Genomic DNA, 24,962 nt, shown 5'->3' on the forward strand with positions numbered 1-24,962 from the left:
ATGCCTGAAATCTCTGCCGAAATGCAGGAAGCGGTAGCCGTGGTCGGGCTGGCCTGCCGGCTTCCCGGTGCCCCCACCCCGGACGCTTTCTGGCAGCTCCTGCGGAACGGCGTGGACGCGGTCGGCGAAATTCCGGAACATCGCTGGGACTTCACCGACGACGACCCGAATGCGGACCGTGCTGTGCGCCGCGGCGGTTTCCTGGACCGCGTCGACGAATTCGATCCCCGGTTCTTCGGAATCTCGCCGCGCGAGGCCGCGGCGATGGACCCGCAACAGCGGCTGATGCTGGAACTGAGCTGGGAGGCCCTGGAGGACGCCCGCATCGTTCCCCAGCGGCTGACCGGCGGCCGGACCGGCGTGTTCGTCGGCGTCATGGGCAACGACTACGCCACCCTGAGCCACCGCGCCGGCCTCGCCGCCGTCGGCCGTCACTCGCTGACCGGTGTGCAGCGCGGCATCATCGCGAACCGGGTCTCCTACGCCGTCGGCCTGCGCGGCCCGAGCATGACCGTCGACGCCGGACAGGCCTCTTCGCTGGTGGCCGTGCACGTGGCCTGCGAGAGTCTGCGCCGCGGCGAGTCGACGCTCGCGCTCGCCGGCGGCGTGCACCTCAACATCGCCGCCGAGAGCGCCGTGGCCGCTGCGGCCTTCGGCGCACTGTCACCCGACGGCCGCTGCCACACCTTCGACGCCCGCGCCAACGGGTACGTGCGCGGCGAGGGCGGGGTCGTCGTCGCTCTGAAGACCCTGTCGCAGGCCGTCGCCGACGGCGACGAGATCTACTGCGTCATCCGCGGCGGTGCCGTCAACAACGACGGCGGCGGCAGCGGCCTGACCGTGCCCGACGCCGACGCCCAGGCCGAGGTCCTGCGCGGCGCGTACCGGGCGGCGGGCGTCGGGCCCGAGCACGTCCAGTACGTGGAACTGCACGGCACCGGAACGCCGACCGGCGATCCCGTCGAGGCGCGCGCCCTCGGGACCGTGCTGGGCGGGGGACGGCCTGCGGGCAGCCGCCTGCGGGTGGGATCGGCCAAGACCAACGTCGGGCACCTGGAGGGCGCCGCCGGTGCCGTCGGACTGCTGAAGGTCGCACTGTCCCTGCGCAACAACGAGCTCGCGCCCAGCCTCAACTTCGTCACGGCGAACCCCGCGATCCCCCTCGACGACCTCGGCCTGACCGTCCAGACCGAGCTGTCGCCCTGGCCCGCCGACGAGCAGTCGCGTATCGCAGGCGTGAGCTCCTTCGGCATGGGCGGCACCAACTGCCACCTGGTGCTCACCGGATGGGAGCAGCCCCGGCCGGGTGCCGCCGGACGGCCCGCCGGCCCGGGCGCTCCCGTAGCCTGGCCGTTGTCCGCGCGGACCGGCGAAGCCCTGCGCGACCAGGCGCGGCGGCTGTCGGAGCACCTCGCGGACCGCGCCGATCTGCACCCCGCCGACGTCGGGTTCTCGCTGGCCACGACCCGGTCGGCGTTCGACCACCGGGCGGTCGTGGTCGGCCGGGACCGGCGGGAACTGCTCGGGCGGCTCGACAGCCTCGTCCACGCCCGCCAGGACCCGGGCGTCGTGACCGGCGCCGCCGAAACCGGCGGGACGGCCCTGCTGTTCACCGGCCAGGGCGCGCAGCGCCCCGGCATGGGGATGGGGCTCCACGAGGCGTTCCCGGTGTTCGCGGAAGCCTTCGACGCGGTGTGCGAGCGCCTCGACCCGCGGCTGGGGCGTCCCCTGCGCGAGGTCCTGACCGACGGCGTCGACCTGGACCGGACGATGTGGGCCCAGGCGGGTCTGTTCGCCCTCGAGGTAGCCCTGTACCGGCTCGTGGAGTCGTGGGGAGTCACCCCGGACGTGCTGCTGGGCCACTCGCTCGGCGAGATCGTCGCGGCACACGTCTCCGGGATCCTGTCGCTCGACGACGCCTGCGTGCTGGTGGCCGAGCGCGGCCGGCTGATGCAGGAACTGCAGGCCGGCGGCGGCATGCTGGCCGTGCAGGCCACCGAGGCCGACGTCACGGACTCCGGCCTCGATGTCGCGGCGGTGAACGGCCCGCGCTCGGTCGTGCTGTCCGGCGACGCCGAGGCGATCGGCCGCTACGCCGCCGAGTGCGCGGCGCGGGGCTGGAAGTCCACCGTCCTGCCCGTGTCGCACGCCTTCCACTCGGCCCTGATGGAGCCGATGCTGGCGGAGTTCGGCGCAGTGCTCGCCGGACTGACGTTCCGTCAGGCGCGCATCCCGGTCGTGTCGAACCTCACCGGAGCGATCGCCGAACCCGGGCTGATGCAGGAGCCCGAGTACTGGCTGCGGCAGGTCCGTGACACCGTCCGCTTCGCCGACGGCGTCGCCGCCACCGCCGCACTGGGCGTCACCCGCTACCTCGAACTCGGCCCCGACGGCGTGCTCGCCGCCATGGCGAGCACCTGCCGCACCGACGGCCCCGTGCTGGCAGCGGCACTGCGCAAGGGCCGGGACGAGGCCGAGACCCTGATCGGTGCGATCGGACGCATGTACGCGGCGGGCGTGGGCCTGGACTGGACGGCGCTGCTCGCCGCTCACCGCCCTCGCCAGGTCGCCCTGCCCACCTACGCGTTCCAGCGGCGCCGGTACTGGCTCGACAACCTCCCCGCCCGCCCACTGCCCGCCCCGCCGGAGCCGACCGCCGAAGCCGCGCCGGCCCCCGGTCCGAAGGCGCAGGAGCCGACGTCGGTGCCGGAGCGTCCCGGAGCCGGGACCCGCGCCGTGCTGCGGCTGATCCTGGAACACATCGCCGCCGTGCTCGGCCATGACGGCCCCGACGACGTCGACGCCCGGCAGACCTTCCACGACCTCGGATTCGACTCGCTCGGTTCCGTCGAGCTGCGGGACCGGCTCGCCACGGCGCTCACCCTGTCGCTGCCGGACGCGCTGCTGTTCGACCACCCGACGCCGGCCCGGCTCGCCTCACACCTCCAGGACCGGCTGGAGGGAGGCGCCGACCCCGCCCTGCCTCCCGTCACGCCGGCCGCGGCCGCCGATCCCGCCGAGCCGATCGCGATCGTCGCGATGAGCTGCCGCTACGCCGCCGGGATCGCCACCCCGGAACAGCTGTGGCAGTTCCTGCTCGACGGCGGCGACGCCGTCACCGGCTTCCCCACCGACCGGGGCTGGAACGCCGAGGACATCTACCGCGACGCCGCCCGCAACCCGAACGGCACGCTGCGCCCCGCCGGCGCGTTCCTCGACGGCGCAGGCGACTTCGACGCCACCTTCTTCGGTATCTCGCCGCGCGAGGCACTGGCCATGGACCCCCAGCAGCGGCTGCTCCTGGAAACCGCGTGGGAGGCCGTCGAGCGCCTGGGCGTCGATCCGGACTCGCTCCGGGGCAGCCGGACCGGCGTGTTCGTCGGCGCCACCGCTCAGGACTACGGCCCTCGCATGCACGAGGCGCCCCCGGAGCTGGAAGGCCACCTGCTGACCGGCAGCACGCCGAGCGTCGCCTCCGGCCGTATCGCGTACACGCTCGGCCTGGAGGGCCCGGCCGTCACCGTCGACACCGCGTGCTCGTCCTCACTCGTGGCACTGCACCTGGCCGCACAGGCCCTGCGGGCCGACGAGTGCGACATGGCGCTGGCCGGCGGCGTGACACTGATGGCGACCCCGGGCATGTTCACCGAGTTCAGCCGCCAGCAGGGCCTGGCCCCGGACGGCCGCTGCAAGCCGTTCGCCGCCGCAGCCGACGGCACCGGCTGGGGCGAGGGCGCCGGCCTCCTGGTCCTCGAACGCCTCTCCGACGCCCGGCGCCTCGGCCACGAGGTCCTCGCGGTCGTACGCGGCAGCGCCGTCAACCAGGACGGGGCCTCCAACAGCCTCAGCGCGCCGAACGGACCCTCCCAGGAACGCGTCGTCCGGCAGGCCCTGGCCAACGCCCGGCTGACCAGCGCCGACGTGGACGCCGTCGAGGCCCACGGCACCGGCACCGCCCTCGGAGACCCGATCGAGGCACAGGCGCTGCTGGCCGCCTACGGCAGGCAGCGCCCGGCCGGACACCCGCTTCTGCTCGGCTCCGTGAAGTCGAACATCGGGCACACACAGGCCGCCGCCGGCGTCGCCGGCGTCATCAAAATGGTGCTGGCCATGCGGCACGGCGTTCTGCCCCGCACCCTGCACATCGACGAAGCCACCCCCAGGGTCGACTGGTCCGCAGGCGAGCTGCGGCTGCTGACGGAGACGACGCCCTGGCCGCAACTCGACCGGCCGCGGCGAGCCGCCGTCTCCTCCTTCGGCATCAGCGGCACCAACGCCCACCTGATCCTCGAAGGCCATGCGGAGCCCCCCGCCCCCGAACCCGGCAACCCGCCGCCCGCCGTGCCCGTGCTGATCTCCGCGCACGGCGACGCCGCGCTGCGCGCCCAGGCGAACCAGCTGGCCGGATTCCTGCGCGACCGGAACGACCTCGACCTCGCCGCCCTCGGCCACACCCTGGCCACCGGCCGCGCCGCGTTCGACCGGAGGGCCGCCGTCGTCGCCGGCGACCGGGACGGGATCCTCGCCGGACTCGACGCGCTGGCGGCCCGGCTTCCCGCGCCCGGCGTCGTCGAGGGGACCGCCGGCCGGCCGGACGGGACCGTGTTCGTCTTCCCCGGGCAGGGCTCCCAGTGGGCCGGCATGGCCGCCTCCCTGCTGGACACCAGCGAGGCCTTCCGCGACGAGATCCACGCCTGCGCGGCAGCCTTCGAGCCCTACGCGGACTGGTCCCTCGTCGACGTGCTCCGCGGCGCCGACGGCGCACCGCCCCTGGACCGGGACGACGTGGTCCAGCCCGCCCTCTTCGCGGTCATGGTGTCGCTGGCAGCCCTGTGGCGCTCGGCCGGCGTCGAACCGGCCGCAGTCGTCGGCCACTCCCAGGGCGAGATCGCCGCGGCCTACGTCGCCGGCGGCCTGACGCTCCCCGACGCCGCCCGGATCGTCGCACTGCGCAGCCAGTACGTACGAACCCTCGCCGGCACCGGCGGCATGGTGTCCGTACCGCTGCCCGCCGCCGACGTCCGGTCCCGGCTGGCCGGCCGAAGCGGCCTGATCGGAGTCGCCGCCCTCAACGGCCCCTCCGCCACCGTCGTCTCCGGCGACGCGGAAGCACTCGACGCACTCCTCACCGACTGCGAGGCCGAGGGGATCAGGGCACGCCGCCTCCCGGTCGACTACGCGTCCCACTCGCCCCACGTGGACGCCTTCCACGACGAACTCCTCGACGCGCTCGGCGCCCTCACCCCGCGCACGGGCGACGTCCCGTTCTACTCCACGGTCACCGGCGAACCACTGGACACCGCGCACCTGGACGCCGACTACTGGTTCCGCAACCTGCGCGAGACCGTGCGCTTCGAGCCGGCGGTGCGCGCCCTTCGCGCCGCCGGGCACGACGTGTTCCTCGAATCCAGCGCCCACCCGGTGCTGACCGCGGCCGTCGCCGACACGCTCGACGCCATGGGCCGGTCCGGCGCCGCACTCGGAACCCTCCGCCGCGACCATGGCGACCACGCCCAGTTCGTGACCGCCATGGCGGACGCCTGGACCCACGGCGTACGGCCCGACTGGACGACCGTGCTCACCGCACCTGCCCGCAAGGTGCAACTGCCCACCTACCCCTTCCAGCGCGAACGCTTCTGGCTCGCTCCCGCCCGGCCGCGCGCCGGGGCCGACGCCCTCGGCCTGGACAGCGCCGACCATCCGCTGCTCGGCGCCATGGTCGACGTCGCCGAGGACGGCACGCTCCTCCTCACCGGCCGCCTGTCGGCGGCGGCCCAGCCGTGGCTGTCGGACCACACGCTCCTCGGCCGGACCGTGCTGCCCGGCTCCGCCCTCATCGACCTCGCGCTGTACGCCGGCCGCCGGTGCGGCCACCCCCGCGTGGACGAACTCACGCTGCAGACGCCGCTGATCGTGCCCGAGGACGAGCCGCTGCAGCTGCAGATCGTGGTGCTGCCGCCCGACGACGCCGGCCGACGGCCCGTCACCATGCACTCCCGCCCGGCCACCGGCGCCGACCGGGTCCCGTGGACCTGGCACGCCACCGGCGCACTCCGCGCCGCCGGCCCCGCCCGGTCGCCCCGTCCGGCCCCGGCCGCCTGGCCGCCCCCCGGCGCGACGGCCGTCCCGCTCGACGGCGCCTACCCCCGGCTCGCCGACCTCGGCTACGCGTACGGCCCCGCCTTCCAAGGGCTGCGCGCCTGCTGGCGGCACGGCGAGGAAATCTACGCCGAGGCCGCCCTCCCCGACACCGACCCGCAGCACACCGCCGGATTCGAGCTCCACCCCGCCCTTCTCGACGCCGCGCTGCACGCCCTGCTGCCCCTCGACGGCGGCCCGGCCGACACCCGGCTGGCCTTCAGCTTCAGCGGCGTCCAACTGCACGCCACCGGCGCGAGCGCCGTGCGGGCCCGCATCGGGGCCCCCGACCGCGACGGCGCGGTCACCGTCGAACTGACCGACCCCTCCGGCGGCGCGGTCGCCACGATCGAAGCGCTCACGCTGCGCCCGGTCGACCCGAAGCAGCTCGCGGCCGCGACGACCGGCCCCGACCCGCTCTGGCGCCTGGAGTGGGTGACGCTCCACGACGACATCCCCGCCACGCCCGGCGACTGGGCGCTCATCGGCGAACCGGCCACCGGCTCCGACGCCCCCGCCAGGCACTACCCGGACCTCGCCACCCTGCAGGCCGCCCTCACCGCCGGCGGGACAGCACCGGAAGCAGTCGCCGCACACCTCGTCGGAGGAGACCTCACCGGAGGAACCGGCGACCCGGTCGCCGACGCCCACCGCGCCGCCCTCGACACGCTGACACTGCTCCAGACCTGGCTATCCGACCAGCGCCTGACCGGCACCCGGCTCGTCCTGCTCACCCGCGGCGCCGTCGCCACCGGCGGCGACGAGTACGTCCACGACCTGGCCGTCGCCACCGCTCGCGGCCTCATCCGCACCGCCCAGGCCGAACACCCCGGGCGGTTCGTGCTCGTCGACCTCGACGACAGCACACCCATCGACCGGGCGCAGGCCGAGGCGATCCACCGCAACGAGCCCCAACTCGCGCTCCGCGGCAACCGCGTGCTGGCCGAGCGACTCGCCCGCGTCACCACCACGCCCCAGGCAAGCCCCGTCGACGCCGACGGCACGGTCCTGATCACCGGCGGCACCGGCGCCCTCGGCCGGCTCATCGCCCGGCACCTGGTCACCACGCACGGCGCCCGCCGCCTCGTGCTCGCCAGCCGCAGCGGCGCGGACGCCGACGGAGCCACCGAACTCACCGCCGAACTCACCGGACTCGGCGCCGACGTCACCGTCACCGCCTGCGACGCCGCCGACCCGCAGGCGCTCCGCACGCTCCTCGACGGCATCCCCGCCGAACACCCGCTGCGCGTGGTCGTCCACGCCGCCGGCGTCGTCGACGACGCCGCGATCCACACGCTCACCCCCGACCAGCTCACCACGGTGCTGCGGCCCAAGGCCGACGCGGCCTGGCATCTGCACGAACTCACCGCGGACCTCGATCTCGCGGCGTTCGTCCTCGTCTCCTCGCTGGCCAGCACCATCGGAACCGCCGGACAGGGCAGCTACGGCGCGGCCAACGCCTTCCTCGACGCCCTCGCCCAGCACCGCCACGCCCGAGGCCTGCCCGCGGTGTCGCTGCTGTCAGGGCTGTGGGACACCGGCATGGGCGGCCGGCTCGGCGACGCCGACCGGGCCAGGCTGACGCGCACCGGACTCGCCCCCATGCGCCCCGAACAGGCTCTCGCCCTCTTCGACGCGGCGCTGCCCGGCGGCGAACCGCTGCTCGCGCCCGCCCGGCTGAACCTGCCGGAACTGCGGGCCGCCGCCCGGACCGACCCGGACGCCGTCGCCGCACCGTTGCGCGGTCTGGTCGGCGAGCCACGGCGGCGTGCCGCCGCAGCCCCCGAGGCCCTTACCGGCCTCGGCCTGGACCTGGCGGCGCTTCCGGAAGCGGAGCGGCACCGCACCGTGCTCGACCTCGTCCGCGGTCACGCCGCCGCCGTACTGGGCCGGACCGCCACCGGTGACGTGGATGCCGCGCAGGCCTTCAAGAGCCTCGGCTTCGACTCGCTCATCGCGGTGGAGTTCCGCAACCGGATCAACGCCGCCACCGGTCTGCGGCTGCCGAGCACGATCGCCTTCGACCACCCCACGCCGAACGCCCTTGCCGAGCAGCTCGTCGCGCGTCTGCTGCAGCGGCCGACGGAGTCCGCCGACGCGGCCACGCCCACGACGACCCACGTCGGCGAACCCGTCGCCGTCGTCGCCATGGCCTGCCGGTACCCCGGCGGCGTCGCCTCTCCCGAAGACCTCTGGCGGCTCGTCACCAGCCGGGGCGACGTCATCTCGGCCCTGCCCGACAACCGCGGCTGGGACCTGGACGCCCTCTACGACCCCGACCCTGACGAGCCCGGCCGCTCCTACACCGGCGAAGGCGGATTCCTCCTCGACGCCGACCAGTTCGACCCGGCGTTCTTCGGTATCTCGCCGCGCGAGGCCCTGGCCATGGACCCCCAGCAGCGGGTACTGCTGGAAACCGCGTGGGAGGCTCTCGAACGCGCCGGTATCGACCCGACGACGCTGCGCGGCAGCCGGACCGGAGTCTTCGCCGGCGCGGCCACCCAGGAGTACGGCCCGCCGCTCGACCAGCCCTTGGAAGGATCCGAGGGCTACCGGCTGAGCGGCGGCCTGGGCAGCGTCGCGTCCGGACGAGTCGCCTACGCCCTCGGTCTGGAAGGCCCCGCGATCACGGTCGACACCGCGTGTTCGTCGTCACTGGTGGCGACGCACCTGGCGGTCCAGGCCCTGAACAACGGCGACTGCGACCTCGCTCTCGCCGGCGGCGTGACGGTGATGGCGGGCCCCGGACTGTTCGTGGAGTTCAGCCGCCAGCGCGCCCTGTCCCAGGACGGCCGGTGCCGGGCATTCGGCGCGGAAGCCGACGGCTTCGGCCTCGGCGAGGGCGTCGGCCTGGTGTTGCTGGAGCGGCTGTCGGACGCCGTGCGCAACGGGCATCAGGTGCTGGCGGTGGTACGTGGCAGTGCGGTGAACCAGGACGGTGCGTCGAACGGTCTGACGGCACCGAACGGTCCGTCGCAGCAGCGGGTGATCCGTCAGGCGCTGGCGAACGCCCGGCTCACCGGCGCCGACATCGACGTGGTGGAGGCGCACGGCACCGGAACCCGTCTCGGGGATCCGATCGAGGCGCAGGCACTGCTGGCCACCTACGGCCAGGACCGCGACGAGGTCGGTCCGTTGTGGCTGGGTTCGGTGAAGTCGAACATCGGCCACGCCCAGGCCGCCGCGGGCGTGGCCGGGCTGATCAAGATGGTCATGGCGATGAGCCACGGCGTCCTGCCCGCAACGCTGCACGTGGACGAGCCGTCGCCGGAGGTGGACTGGTCGGCGGGTGCGGTGGAGCTGCTGGCGGAGGCCCGTCCGTGGCCTGAGGTGGATCGTCCGCGCCGGTCGGGCGTTTCGTCGTTCGGGATCAGCGGGACCAACGCGCACGTGATTCTGGAGCAGGCTCCGGTCCCGGCTCCGGTTCCGGCTGCCTCTGTGACGGGTGTGTCGGCGTGGGTGGTGTCGGCGAAGTCCGAGGCGGCTTTGCGGGCGCAGGTGGAGCGGCTCGGGGCGTATGTCGCGGATGATCCGGGGCTGGATCCGGTGGATGTGGGGTGGTCGCTGGCGACGACGCGGGCGGCGCTGGAGCGCCGCGCGGTGGTCGTCGGTGAGAGCCGGGACGAGCTGCTGGCTGCCCTGCCCATGGCCACTTCGGGCACCGTTGGTTCTGGTGGTGTGGTGTTCGTCTTCCCGGGCCAGGGCTCTCAGTGGGTGGGCATGGCAAGGGAGTTGTGGGACACCTCCCCTGTGTTCCGGGAGCGGCTGACCGAGTGCGAGACCGCGCTCTCCCGGTACGTGGACTGGTCTCTGACCGACGTCGTCCTGCATGACGGTGATGTGGACCGGGTGGACGTGATCCAGCCGGTGCTGTGGGCGGTGATGGTCGCTCTGGCGGAGGTGTGGCGGTCGGCCGGTGTGATGCCGTCCGCGGTGGTGGGTCACTCCCAGGGTGAGATCGCCGCCGCGTGTGTGGCGGGCTGGCTGTCGCTGGACGACGCCGCGCGCGTGGTGGCGTTGCGGTCGAAGGCGCTTGTCGCTGTGGCCGGCGGCGGAGGCATGGTGTCCGTGGCGGCCGGGCGGGACGCGGTCGAGGACCTGGTGTCGGGCTGGGCGGGCCGGGTGTCGGTGGCGGCGGTGAACGGTCCGTCGTCCACTGTCGTCTCCGGCGATGCTGAAGCTCTCGACGCGTTCATGGCGGAGTGCGAGGGGCGTGGGATCCGCACACGCCGGATCCCGGTGGACTACGCCTCCCACTCGCAGCGGATGGACCAGCTGCGGGAACAAATCCTTGCGGATCTGGCCGGGCTGACGCCGGCTGTGGGTACGGTTCCGATGCTGTCCACGCTGACCGGTGACGTCGTCGAGGGCGGTCTCGATGCCGGGTACTGGTTCGACAACCTGCGGTCGACGGTGGAGTTCGAGACCGCTGTCCGGTCTCTCCTCGCACAGGGCATGCGTACGTTCATCGAGGTCAGCGCGCACCCCGTACTGGCGGTAGGTGTCGAGGAGACGGTCGACGCGGTCGGTGTCGAGGCCGTGGTACTGGGGACGCTGAGGCGTGGTGAGGGCGGGATGCGCCGTGTCCTGGCTTCCCTCGGCGAAGCGTGGACGGCCGGCGTCGACGTCGACTGGGCTACGGTGCTCACAGGGCACCAAGTCCCGCTCCCCACCTACGCGTTCCAGCACGATCGGTACTGGCTGGACGTGCCGTCGCCGTCGGTCCAGGGCGCCGCAGGGGTGGTGGACGCGGTCGAGTCCCGGTTCTGGGACGCTGTGGAGCGCGGTGATCTCGACGAGCTCGCGGGCACGCTCCAGTTGTCGGAGGCCCCGCAACTGTTGGGGTCGGTGGTTCCGGCGCTGGCGTCGTGGCGGCGGGAGCGACGGCAGCGCTCCGTCATCGACACCTGGCGCTACCGGATCGCCTGGAAACCGCTCACCGACCTGCCGACGACCGCCACCCTTTCCGGCACCTGGCTGGTCGTCCTCCCCGAGGTCACCCCGGCTCAGGGTGACATGGCAGGCCCCGTGGTGACCGCGCTCCGCCGCGCCGGCGCCGACGTCGTCGAGTTCACGGTGGGCGCCCAGGACACCGATCCCGCCGCCCTCGCCGCCAAGATCCGCGAAGCCTCCGACCCGAACCCGGCCGGCGTGCTCAACCTTGCCGCACTCGCCGACGAAGGCCTTCCCACCGCCGCGCTGCCGGCCGGCGTCGCGGCGACCCTGACCCTGGTGCAGGCCCTCGGCGTCGCCGGCTTCGGCGCGCCGGTGTGGACCGCCACCTGTGCGGCGGTCTCCACCGGCCGCTCCGACCGGCTGGACGCCCCGGTCCAGGCACAGCTGTGGGGCCTCGGCCGGGTCGTCGCACTTGAGCACCCGCGCCTGTGGGGCGGGCTGATAGACCTGCCCGCCGACGTCGACGCGCGGACGGGCGGCCGGCTCGCCGCTCTCCTGGCCGGCGGCACCGGCGAGGACCAGGTCGCGCTGCGCCCCTCCGGCGCCTACGCCCGCCGGCTGCGACGAGCGCCGCTGCGCGAGCGGACCGCCGAGCGGTGGCAGCCGGGCGGCACCGTGCTGGTCACCGGCGCCGACGGTCCGCTGGGCGCTCACGCCGCGCGCTGGGCCGTCGGCCGGAGTCCGTCACGGCTGCTGCTCGTCAGTGACAACGGACCCGACGACCAAGCCGCGGCGGAGCTCGCCACCGAGCTGTCGGGCGCCGGCGTCCCGGTCTCCGTCCTTGCCTGCCGCGTAACCGATTCGCACGCCGTCCAGGACCTGTTGGCCGCGATACCGGCGGAAGAGCCGCTGTCCGCAGTGGTGTTCACCGCCGCCGTACCGTCCAGCGGCCCCGTCGACGAGACCGGCCCTGAAGGGTTCGGCCAGGCGCTGGCAGGCAGGGTCCTGGGCGCCACCGCCGTGCATCGGGCCTTGGGCGACACCCCGCTGGACGCCTTCGTCCTCTTCTCCTCGGTCGCCGGAACGTGGGGCGGCGCCGGACAGGGCGCCTACGCGTCGGCCAACGCCTACCTGGACGCCCTCGCCGAGTTCCGCCGTTGCCGCGGCCTGCCGGCGACCTGCGTCGCCTGGGGCCCCTGGGACGACGGCGCCCAGGTTCCCGACGGCCACAGCCTCGAACACCTGCATCGCCGGGGCCTGACCGCGATGGCTCCCGGGATGGCGCTGGCCGCGCTCGACCGGGCCGTCGACCACGGCGACGGGTATGTAGCGGTCGCCGACATCACCTGGCCGGCGTTCGTCGCGACGTTCACCTCGACGCGACCCAGCCGGCTGCTCGCGGACCTGCCGGACCTGCAGCCCGCGCCTCAGCCGACCCACCGGTACGACGAGCCGGACCGGGCCGGCCGCGTCGCTGCCCTGACCGGCGTCCAACGCGAGCAGGAGATGCTCACCGTGGTCCGCGCGCAGGTCGCCGCTGTCCTCGGCCACTCCGGCCCCGAAAGCGTCGACCCGGGCCGCTCGTTCAAGGACCTCGGCTTCGACTCACTGACAGCCGTCGAACTCGGCAAGCGGCTGCGGGCGGCGACCGGAGTGGCGGTGCCCGCCACCGCCGTCTTCGACCACCCCAGCGTGCGGATCCTGGCCGGCCATCTCGCCCGCGGCCTCACCGTCCCCGGCGCCCCGGCGGCCGTGGCCGAGTCCGCCACCGACGACGACCCCATCGTCATCGTCGGCATGAGCTGCCGGTTCCCTGGCGGGGCCACGAACCCGGCGGCGCTGTGGCGGCTGCTGAGCGACGGCGGCGACGCCATCACCGAATTCCCCTCCGACCGGGGCTGGGACACCGACGCGCTCTTCGATCCCGACCCGGACCGCCAGGGCACGACCTACACCCGCCACGGCGGATTCCTGCCCGACGCCGGGGACTTCGACGCCGAACTGTTCGGAGTCTCCCCGCGCGAGGCGCTGGCCATGGACCCGCAGCAGCGGCTGCTGCTCGAGGCGTCGTGGGAGGCGCTCGAGGACGCGGGCATCGCCCCGGCCGCGATCAGGGGTGTCCCCGGCGGCGTCTTCATGGGCGTCACCGCCTCCGGCTACGGCCGCGCCGCCAGACTGCCGGACAGCGTCGAGGGGCACCTCCTCACCGGCACCGCCACGAGCGTCGCCTCCGGCCGCCTCGCCTACACCTACGGTCTCGAGGGCCCGGCGATCACGGTCGACACCGCCTGCTCGTCCTCCCTGGTCGCCCTGCACCTGGCCGCCCAGGCGCTGCGCAACGGCGAGTGCGCCGTCGCCCTGGCCGGCGGCGTCACCGTGATGGCCACCCCTGAGGCGTTCGTCGAGTTCAGCCGCCAGCGCGGGCTGGCCGCCGACGGCCGCTGCAAGCCGTTCTCTGCGGCCGCGGACGGCACCAGCTGGTCCGAAGGCGCCGGTGTCCTGGTACTGGAACGCCTCTCGGACGCACAGCGTCAAGGGCACCGGATCTGGGCCACGCTGCGCGGGAGCGCCGTCAACCAGGACGGGGCCTCGAACGGCCTCACCGCGCCCAACGGGCCCGCGCAGCAGCGGGTCGTCCAGCAGGCCCTGGCGAACGCGCGGCTCGCCCCGGCCGACGTGGACGCCGTCGAGGCGCACGGCACGGGAACCGCTCTCGGCGACCCGATCGAGGCACAGGCCCTGCTGGCCACCTACGGCCAGGGCCGTGGCGACGCCGAACCGCTGTGGCTCGGCTCGCTCAAGTCGAACATCGGCCATACCCAGGCAGCCGCAGGCGTCGCCGGTGTGATCAAGATGGTGCTGGCCATGCGGCACGGCGTGCTGCCCCGCACCCTCCACCTGCAGGAACCGACCGGCCACGTCGACTGGTCCACCGGCGCCGTCGTGCCACTGACCGAGAACCGGGCCTGGCCAGAAGCGGGCCGGTTGCGCCGGGCCGGCGTGTCGTCCTTCGGCGTCAGTGGCACCAACGCCCACGTCATCCTGGAACAGGCCCCTCCGTCCGCCGTCGTCCCCGACCCTGCCGTCCCCGTGCCCGCCGAGGCGCCTTCCCACGGACCGGTGGCGCCGTGGCTGGTATCGGCGGCCGGCCCCGCCGCGCTGCGCGACCAGGCGGCCCGGCTCCGCGACTTCGCCGCCGCCGACGGCGGCCCCCACGGCATCCACGACATCGCCCACTCGCTGGCCGTCACCCGTACCGGCCTGGAACACCGGGCCGCCGTACTCGCCGACGACCGTGACACCCTGCTCGCGGGCCTCGACGCGATCGCCGCGGACCGCCCCCACCCCGCCGTCGTCACCGGCGCCACAGGGCACGGGCGGCAGGCGATGCTGTTCTCCGGCCAGGGCTCGCAGCGCCCCGGCACGGGCCGCGACCTGTACCGGGCGTTCCCCGTGTTCGCCGACGCGCTCGACGCCGTCTGCGCCCGCGTCGACCCGCACCTCGGCCACCCGCTGCGCGAGGTGATGTTCGCCGAACCCGGCACCGACGCGGCGGCCCTGCTCGACCGGACCGCCTACACCCAGACCGCCCTGTTCGCCCTCGAGGTCGCGCTCTTCCGGCTCCTGGAGTCCTGGGGCGTCCGCCCCGACCACCTCCTCGGCCACTCCGTCGGCGAACTCGCGGCCGCGCACGTCGCCGACGTCCTGTCGCTCGACGACGCCTGCAAACTCGTCACCGCCCGTGCCCTGCTGATGGCCGATCTGCCGCCCGGCGGCGCGATGCTCGCCGTCACCGCCTCCGAGGCCGAGGCGGCCGAGGCCCTCGCCGCCTTCGAAGGGCGCGTCAACATCGCGGCCCTCAACGGCCCGTCCGCCCTGGTGATGTCGGGGGACGAGGACGCCATCGCCGAACTGGCCGCCCGCTGGACCCTCTCCGGCCGCAAGGCGACCCGGCTGCGCGTCTCGCACGCCTTCCACTCCCAGCGGATGAACCCGATGCTCGAACGGTTCGCCGCGGTCGCCTCCGCCGTGACGTTCCGGCCGCCCGTCATCCCGATCGTGTCGAACCTGACCGGCGCCCCGCTGCCCGTCGAGGAATACTGCTCGCCGGCCTACTGGGTGCGGCATGTGCGGCACGCCGTCCGGTTCGCCGACGGTGTGACCTGGCTGGCCGACCACGGAACCACCCGGTTCCTCGAGATCGGCCCGAGCACCGTACTGAGCGCGATGGCCCAGCACACCCTCGCCGAACGCGACGACGCCGGCACCATGACGATCACCCCCGCGCTGCGCGACGACCGGCCCGAGACCGCCACACTGCTGCGGACGGTTGCCGCCGGCTGGACCCGCGGCGCCGACGTCGACTGGGCCGCGGTCCTCGCCGGCCGGGGCGGCACACGCGTCGACCTCCCCGCCTACGCTTTCCAACGGGAGCGGTACTGGCTGCGGCCGGCCTCCGCGGGCGCGGCCGGCGGGCTGAGCACCGGCCACGCCGTCCTCACCGCCGCGGTTCCGCTCGCCGAGGACGGCGGCCTGGTCCTCACCGGGACCCTGTCCCTGTCCGCCCAGCCCTGGCTCGGCGACCACCAGGTCCTCGGCGCCGCGATCCTGCCCGGCACGGGATTCGTCGAGCTGGCTCTGCGCGCCGCGCGGGAGGCAGGCTGCGGGGCGATCCGCGAACTGACCCTGCAGGCCCCTCTCGTCGTCCCCCCCACCGGCAGGGTCCGCGTCCAGGTCCGGGTGAGCCCCCAGGCCGGGACCGCCGACCGTGAGGTGTCGATCCACTCCCAGCCCGAGGACGGCGACGGCACCTGGATCCGCCACGCCTCAGGCCTGCTCGCCCCCGAGGCCGAAGCCACCCGCTTCGACCTGTCGGCCTGGCCGCCGCCCGGCGCCGAACCGGTCGACCTCGACGGCTACTACGACGCCACGCTGGCCGGTGCCGGATACCACTACGGACCGGTCTTCCGCGGCCTGCGCCGCGCCTGGCGGGCCGCCGACGCCGTCTACGCCGAGATCGTCCTGCCAACGGCAGCCGCACCCGACGCCGACGCATTCGACCTGCACCCCGCTCTCCTCGACGCGGCCATGCACGCCACGACCATCGGCGGCTTCCTCGACGACACCGGCGCCACCCCGCTGCCCTTCCTGTGGTCCGGCGTGACGCTCCTGGCCACCGGCGCGACGGCACTGCGGGTGCGACTGGCCGGCGCCGGCCCTGACACCCTGTCGATCCAGGCGGCCGACACCACCGGCCGCCCCGTCGCCGAGGTGCGGTCACTGACCCTGCGCCCGGTGCGCCCCCAGCAGCTGGCGGTGGCCGCCACGGCCAACTCGTCGCTGTTCGCCGTGGAATGGACCACGGTGCCGGCCGGCACCGGCTCCGACTCCGGCGAGCCGGTCGGCGTGAGCGTCCTGCCCGACGGCCCGGCCACCGAGGACCTCGACGAGGCCGTGGCCGACCTCGTCGTGTGCCCCGTCGGCCCGGGCGGCGGCGACCTCGCCGAGAACGTCCACGAGACCGCCGCCGCCGTCCTCGGGCTCATCCAGCGCTGGCTGGCCGACGGACGGCCTGCGTCGTCACGGCTCGTCCTCGTCACCCGGGGCGCCGTGGAGGCCGGACCGGGCGAGGCCGGACCGGACCTGGCCGCCGCCGCCGTATGGGGACTGATGCGCACCGCGCAGTCCGAGAACCCGGACCGCTTCGTCCTTCTCGACCTCTCCGGCACCGAAGTACCCGCCGACTCCGAAGGATCCGTCGCCGACGGCGTCGACTGGACCGCCGTCCGCGACGCCGCCGACCGGGGCGAGCACCAGCTCGCGCTGCGCGGCGGCGAACTCCGCGCACCCCGCCTCGTCCGCGTGCCCGCCCCGGACGGCCTGCCGCTCCCCGACGGCGCACCCGCCTGGCGCCTCGACACCTCCGGACCCGGCACCCTGGAGAACCTGGCCCTGGTCCCCGTCGACGCCCCACCGCTGGAGCCCGACCAGGTCCGCGTGGCCGTCCGCGCGGCCGGCGTCAACTTCCGCGACGTCCTCATCGGCCTGGGCATGTACCCGGAACCGGCCCCGATGGGCTCCGAAGCGGCCGGCATCGTCGTCGAGGTCGGCACCGCCGTCACCGACCTGGCCCCCGGAGACCGCGTCTTCGGCCTCGTTCCCGCAGGTCTCGGCAGCCTCGCCACCGCCCCGCGGGCCCAGCTCGCCCGCATCCCGCAGGACTGGTCGTTCAGCCAGGCCGCCACCGTGCCCGTCGCCTTCGTCACCGCGTTCTACGGACTCGTCGACGTCGCGGGCGCCCTGCCCGGCGAATCGGTCCTGATCCACGCCGCGACCGGCGGCGTCGGCACCGCCGCCGTCCAGCTCGCCCGCCACCTCCGACTCGAGGTCTTCGGCACGGCGAGCCCCGCCAAATGGGACGCCCTGCGCCAGGCCGGCCTCGACGACGAACACATCGCGTCCTCCCGTACGACCGACTTCGAAGCCCGGTTCCGGACCGCCACCGGCGGGCGCGGCGTCGACATCGTCCTCAACTCGCTCACCGGCGACATCCTCGACGCCTCCCTGCGCCTGCTCACCTCCGGAGGCCGGCTCGCCGAGATGGGCAAGGCCGACCTGCGGGACCCCGGCCAGGTCGCGGCCGACCACCCCGGCGTCCGCTACCGCTCCTTCGACCCCTCCGAGGCCGGCCCGCACCGGCTCGGCGAGATCCTGACCGAGATCCTCGCCCTCTTCGAGCACGGAGCACTCCGACTGCCCCCGGCGACGGTCTGGGACATCCGTGACAGCGCCGCCGCGTTCCGGCACATCAGCCAGGCCCGCCACATCGGCAAGAACGTCGTCACCGTCCCCGCGGCCCCGGACCCCGACGGCACCGTACTGATCACCGGCGGCACCGGTACCCTCGGCGCGCTTCTGGCCCGCCACCTCGTCACCGAACACGGAATCCGGCACCTGCTCCTGCTCAGCCGCCGCGGCCCCGCCACGCCGGGCGCGACCGAGCTCGTCGCAGACATCGAGCGGCTCGGCGCCCACGCCACCGTCCTGGCCGTCGATGCCGCCGACCGCACGGCCCTCGGCGCGGCGCTCGCCGGCATCCCGGCAGCCCACCCGCTCACCGCCGTGGTCCACGCCGCCGGAGTCGCCGAGGACGGAGTCCTCGAGACACTCGACAGCGGGCGGCTGCACGACGTCCTGCGGCCCAAGGTCGACGCGGCCGTCAACCTGCACGAGCTGACAGCCGGACACGACCTGACCGCCTTCGTCCTCTACTCCTCCGTGGCCGCGCAACTCGGACCGGCCGGCCAGGGCGGCTACGCCACGGCCAACAGCTTCCTGGACGCCCTGGCCCGGCACCGGCGCACCCACGGGCTGCCCGCGGTGTCACTGGCCTGGGGCCTGTGGGCCGAGGACAGCGGCGTCACCGGCCGGATGACCGACGTCGACCTGGCGCGGGCCACCCGCCTGGGCGCGCCTCTGCAGGCCGAACGGGGCCTGGCCCTGTTCGACGAGGCCGGCACCACGCACCGCTCGCACATCGTCCCGGCCAACCTGGATGTCGCGGCCCTGAACTCCGCCGCCGCGCCCGTTCCGCCGATCCTGGCCGCACTGGCGGGCCCCGCACCGCGACGGGCGGTCAGCGACCGCGCCACCGACGCCTCGTCCCTCGCCCACCGCCTTGCCGGGCTCCCGCGCGACGAGCGGATCGCGCTGGTCGTCGACGTCATCCGGACCCAGGTCGCCCTGGTCCTCGGCCACGCCTCCGCCGAAGCGGTCGAACCACGCCGCGCCTTCAAGGACCTTGGCTTCGACTCGCTCACCTCCGTCGAACTCCGCAACCGCCTCGCCGCCGAGACCGGCCTGCGACTGCCGGCCACCCTCGTCTTCGACCACCCGGCCCCCGCCCCGCTCGCCGAGTACCTGCTGGGAGAGCTCGTCGGCAGCATGGCCGCCGCGCCGCCGAAGGCACCGGCGCAGCCGGCGCCCACCGACGACCCCATCGCCATCGTCGGCATGAGCTGCCGGTACCCCGGCGACGCGGACAGCGCCGACCGTTTCTGGCAGCTCCTCGTCGGCGGTACCGACGCGATGACCTCGTTCCCCGCCGACCGCGGCTGGGAGACAGGCCTCGCCGACGCCCGCTTCGCCCTGCGCGGCGGCTTCCTCGGCACCGCGACCCGGTTCGACGCCGGCCTGTTCGGGATCAGCCCGCACGAGGCCCTGGCGATGGACCCACAGCAGCGCCTGGCCCTGGAAGCGGTCTGGGAGGCCTTCGAGGACGCCGGGATCGACTCGTCGACCCTGTGGGGCCGACCGGCCGGAGTGTTCCTCGGCGCCGGCTCCAGCCACTACGGCGTCAGCGCCGACCTCCCGCCCGAGGTCAGGGGACACGTCGTCTCCGGCTCCGCCACCAGCGTCATCTCCGGCCGCGTCTCCTACACGTTCGGGCTCGAAGGCCCTGCGGTGACGGTGGACACGGCGTGTTCGTCGTCGCTGGTGGCCCTGCATCTGGCGGCGCAGGCGCTGCGTGCCGGGGAGTGCGAACTGGCCGTCGCGGGCGGGGTCACGGTCATGACCACCCCGGACATCTTCACCGAGTTCCAGGTACTGGGCGGCGTGGCCGACGACGGGCGCTGTAAGGCGTTCGCCGCGGCGGCCGACGGAACCGGCTGGGCCGAGGGCGTCGGTGTACTGGTCCTGGAGCGGCTGTCGGATGCCGAGCGCAACGGGCATCAGGTGCTCGCGGTGGTGCGCGGCAGCGCGATCAACCAGGACGGTGCGAGCAATGGTCTGACGGCGCCGAATGGTCCGTCGCAGCAGCGGGTGATCCGGCAGGCGTTGGTGAATGCGCGGTTGACGGGTGCGGATGTCGATGTTGTGGAGGCGCACGGGACGGGGACGCGGCTGGGTGATCCGATCGAGGCTCAGGCGTTGCTGGCGACGTATGGCCGGGAGCGGGGCGAGTCCGATGAGCCGTTGTGGCTGGGGTCGGTGAAGTCGAACATCGGTCATACGCAGGCGGCTGCTGGTGTCGCGGGTGTGATCAAGATGGTGATGGCGCTGCGGCATGGTGTGTTGCCGGCGACGTTGCATGTGGATGAGCCGTCGCCGGAGGTGGACTGGTCGGCGGGTGCGGTGGAGCTTCTTACGGAGTCCCGTCCGTGGCCCGAGGTGGATCGTCCGCGGCGTGCGGCGGTGTCGTCGTTCGGGATGTCCGGCACGAACGCGCACGTGATTCTGGAGCAGGCGTCGGCCGGAGCTCCGGCCCAGGCTCCGGCTGCCTCTGTGACGGGTGTGTCGGCGTGGGTGGTGTCGGCGAAGTCCGAGACAGCTTTGCGGGCGCAGGTGGATCGGCTCGGGGCGTATGTCGCGGAGCGGCCGGAGTTGGAACCGGTGGACGTCGGCTGGTCGCTGGCGACGACGCGGGCGGCGCTGGAGCATCGTGCGGTGGTCGTGGGGGAGGACCGGGACGAGCTGTTGGCTGCCCTGCCCACGGCCGTCGGGTCTGCTGCGGGTTCTGGTGGTGTGGTGTTCGTGTTCCCGGGCCAGGGGTCGCAGTGGGTTGGCATGGCACGGGAGTTGTGGGACACGTCGGCGGTGTTCCGGGAGCGGCTGACCGAGTGCGAGACGGCACTGGCCCCGTTTGTGGACTGGTCTCTGACCGACGTCGTCCTGCAGGACGGTGATGTGGACCGGGTGGACGTGATCCAGCCGGTGCTGTGGGCGGTCATGGTCGCTCTGGCGGAGGTGTGGCGGTCTGCGGGCGTGATGCCGTCCGCGGTCGTCGGTCATTCGCAGGGTGAGATCGCCGCCGCGTGTGTGGCGGGCTGGCTCTCGCTGGACGACGCTGCCCGGGTTGTGGCGTTGCGGTCGAAGGCACTGGTTGCTGTGGCCGGCGGCGGAGGCATGATGTCCGTCGCCGCTGGGCGGGAGACGGTCGAGGAGCTGACGTCGGACCGGGTGTCGGTGGCGGCGGTGAACGGCCCGTCCTCCACCGTGGTCTCCGGCGATGACGAAGCCCTCGACGCGTTCATGGCCGAGTGCGAACAGCGGGGAATCCGCACACGCCGGATCCCGGTGGACTACGCCTCCCACTCGCAGCGGATGGACCAGCTGCGGGAGCGGATCCTTGCGGATCTGGCCGGGTTGTCCCCGGCTGCCGGTACGGTTCCGATGCTCTCCACGCTGACCGGTGACGCTGTCAACGGTGATCTCGACGCCCAGTACTGGTTCGACAACCTTCGTTCCACGGTGGAGTTCGAGACCGCTGTCCGCTCCCTCCTCGAACAGGGCATGCGCACGTTCATCGAGGTCAGCGCGCACCCGGTGTTGACGGTGGGCGTTGAGGAGACTGTTGACTCGGCTGGTGTCGAGGCCGTGGTCCTGGGCACCTTGCGGCGTGGTGAGGGCGGGATGAGCCGTGTCCTGGCTTCCCTGGGCGAGGCATGGACAGCCGGCGTCGACGTCGACTGGGCTACGGTGCTCACGGGGCACCAAGTCCCGCTCCCCACCTACGCGTTCCAGCACCAGCGGTACTGGCTCAGCCCCCGAGCCGGCGCCGGGGACGTCGCTGCGGCGGGCCTGGTCGGGGCGGACCATCCGCTGCTGTCCGCGTCGGTCGCCCTGGCCGCCGCCGACGACGTGGTGCTCACCGGCCGGCTGTCGGTGTCGGCGCAGCCATGGCTGGCGGACCACACGCTCCACGGTCGCGTAGTGGTCCCCGGAACCGCTTTCGTGGAGCTCGCGTTGCGGGCCGGCCACGAGGCCGGCTGCGCCGAGGTCCTGGAACTGACGCTCCACGAGCCCTTGCTGCTGCCGGCGACCGGCGGTGCGCGCATCCAGGTGCGGGTCGGAGCGCCCGGGCCGGGCGGCAATCGCGACGTCTCCGTCCACGCCCAGGTCGACTCCGCCGCCGCAGACTGGGTCCTGCACGCCGACGGCGTGCTCGCCGGCGACTCGGCCTCCGACGTCCCGGCCGCCGAGGCGTTCGATCTCTCCGCCTGGCCGCCCCCGGGCGCGACGCCGGTCGACCTCGACGGGTTCTACCCGGCGCTGGCAGATTCGGGCTACGGCTACGGACCGGCGTTCCAGGGCCTGAGCCGCGCGTGGCGCGCCGGAGACGACGCCTTCGCCGAGGTACGGCTTCCCGCGTCCGCGGGTGAGGACGCCGCCCGCTTCGGTCTGCACCCCGCCCTGTTGGACGCCGCGCTCCACGTGCTCGGCGTCGCCGGGCTCCTCGAGGATCCGAGCGCGACCCCGGTGCCGTTCGCATGGTCCGGGGTCTCGCTCCAGGCCACCGGTGCGACGGTCCTGCGAGCCAGGCTGTCCCCGGCAGGTCCTGACACCGTGTCGCTCCAGATCACCGACGGCACCGGTGCGCCCCTGGCGCGGGTCCGCTCGCTGAACGTCCGTCCGTGGAGCGCCGGGGACGCCGGGCCCGCCGTCGGCGACTCGCTCTTCGCCGTCGAATGGCAGCCCCTGCCCGCTGCTCACGACACCACGGTCCACGACGGCCCCACGCCCGCCGACGTGTCGTGGCAGGTCGAAGACCTCACCTCCGCAGACCTCACCTCGACCGCGTCCGGGCAGGCACACGACGGGGCAGCCGACCGGGCACGGGCCCTGACCGTCCGGGCCCTGGAGGTCATCCAGCAGCGGCTGCGCGGCGAAAGCGAGCAGGCCGCCCCGCTGGTCCTGCTGACCCGCTCCGCCATGGCGACCGGCACCGACGGCGCGTCGACCGACCCTGCCGCCGCGGCGGCATGGGGTCTGGCCCGTACCGCGCAGACCGAGCACCCCGGCCGCTTCGTCCTGCTCGACGTCGAGGACCCGGCCGCGCCGTTGCCCTGGGCGCTGATCAGGCAGGCCGTGGCGGACGGCGAGGTACAACTGGCCGTGCGCGGCGGCGAGCTCCTCGTCCCGCGCGTCGTCCGGACGGCACCGGCCGAACGCCGGGCCGTGCCGGAGCCCGGAAGCCTGCGGGGAACAGTTCTGATCACCGGCGGGACCGGCGTCCTCGGCGGTCTCGTGGCACGGCGGCTCGCGGACGACCCCGGCGTACAGCGGCTCCTGCTGCTCAGCCGGCAGGGCCCCGAGGCCCCCGGCGCGGCCGGCCTGGCGGAGGCGCTGCGTGACGCCGGCGTCGCGGTGGACATCGTGGCCTGTGACATCGCGGACCGAGCCGCCCTGGCGGACGTATTGGCCGCCGTCCCGCACGACGCCCCGCTGACCGGGGTGATCCACGCGGCCGGGACGCTCGACGACGGCATGATCGAGTCGCTGACCCCGCAGCGCGTCGAGACCGCTCTGCGCGCCAAGGCCGACGGAGCGGTCAACCTCCACGAACTCACCGCGGACGCGGACCTGGGCCTGTTCGTCCTCTACTCGTCCGCCGCCGCCACGTTCGGAGCGGCGGGCCAGGCCGGCTACGCCGCGGCGAACGCGTTCCTGGACGCCCTGGCCCACCTGCGCCGCGCCGAGGGCCGGCCGGGCATCTCGCTCGGGTGGGGTCTGTGGCAGCAGGCGACCGGCCTGACCGGCCACCTGGCGGACGCCGATGCGGCGCGCGCCGCCGAGCTGACCGGCTCGCTGTCCGCCGCGGACGGTATGGCGCTGTTCGATGTCGCCCGCGCCTCCACCCGCCCGCACGTCCTTCCCGTCCGGCTCAACACCGCGGCAAGCGTCGACGGCGACACACCGCCGATGCTCCGGGCCCTGGCCCGCCGCCGACTGCGCCGCGCCGCCGACGTGGCCGAAGCCGGCACGTGGACGCGGCGAGTGGCCGAACTTCCCGAAGCCGAACGGACCCGAGCTGTCCTCGACCTCGTCCGTACCGAGATTGCCGCGGTCCTCGGGCACGCAGGGCCGCAGGACGTCGAGCCCGGTCGCCCCTTCAAGGACCTCGGCTTCGACTCGCTCCTCGCCGTACGCCTGCGCAACCGCCTCCAGGCGGCGACCGGCCTGCGGCTGCCGGCCACGCTCGTGTTCGACCACCCCAGCGCACTCGTCCTCGCCGAGCACCTGCGCGGCCAGGTCGCCGGAACCCGGTCGGCCGCCGCGTCCCCGACCGCCGTCAGCACCTCCGACGAGCCGATCGCGATCGTGGGCATGGCCTGCCGCCTCCCAGGCGGAGTCGCCTCCGCGGACGACCTGTGGGAACTGGTGGCCGGCGCGGGCGACGCGATGTCCCAGTTCCCGGCGGACCGGGGCTGGGCCGAAGCCCTGCGCGGCGCGCCGTTCGCACCCGTCGGCGGGTTCGTCCACGACGCGGACCGGTTCGACGCCGAACTGTTCGGCATCTCGCCGCGCGAGGCCCTGGCCATGGACCCGCAGCAGCGGTTGCTGCTGGAGACCGCCTGGGCGACGTTCGAGTCGGCGGGCATCGATCCGACGTCTCTGCGTGGCAGCAGCACCGGCGTCTACGCGGGCGTGATGTACCACGACTACGCCGCGAGCATGGGCCACGTCCCGGAAGGCGTCGAGGCCTTCCTCGGCACCGGCAACGCGGGCAGTGTCCTGTCCGGCCGCGTCGCGTACGCCTTCGGTCTCGAAGGACCGGCGATCACGGTCGACACGGCGTGTTCGTCGTCCCTGGTGGCCCTGCACTCGGCGGTCCAGGCGCTGCGCGCCGGCGAATGCTCGCTGGCCCTCGCAGGCGGTGTGACCGTCCTGGCGACGCCCGGCATCTTCACCGAGTTCGACCGGCAGGGCAGCCTCGCCTCGGACGGCCGCTGCAAGTCGTTCGCGGCCGCCGCGGACGGCACGGGCATGTCCGAGGGCGTCGGTGTCCTGCTGGTGGAGCGGTTGTCGGACGCGCGGCGGAATGGGCACCAGGTGCTGGCGGTGGTGCGCGGCAGTGCCATCAACCAGGACGGTGCGAGCAATGGTCTGACGGCGCCGAACGGTCCGTCGCAGCAGCGGGTGATCCG

1 protein-coding gene (cut by a window edge) is annotated in these 24,962 nt (G+C 74.2%); it reads left to right on the forward strand.

Annotation, left to right across the window (positions count from 1 at the left end; genetic code table 11):
• Positions 1-24,962: the 5' portion of a type I polyketide synthase gene (locus tag OG257_RS32635; protein WP_329213248.1), read on the forward strand. The gene runs 7,915 nt beyond the window's last position; 24,962 of the gene's 32,877 nt are visible here — the first part of the coding sequence; its start codon is at positions 1-3; the stop codon falls past the right edge of the window.

This window comes from Streptomyces sp. NBC_00683 (assembly GCF_036226745.1).
Taxonomy (GTDB): domain Bacteria; phylum Actinomycetota; class Actinomycetes; order Streptomycetales; family Streptomycetaceae; genus Streptomyces.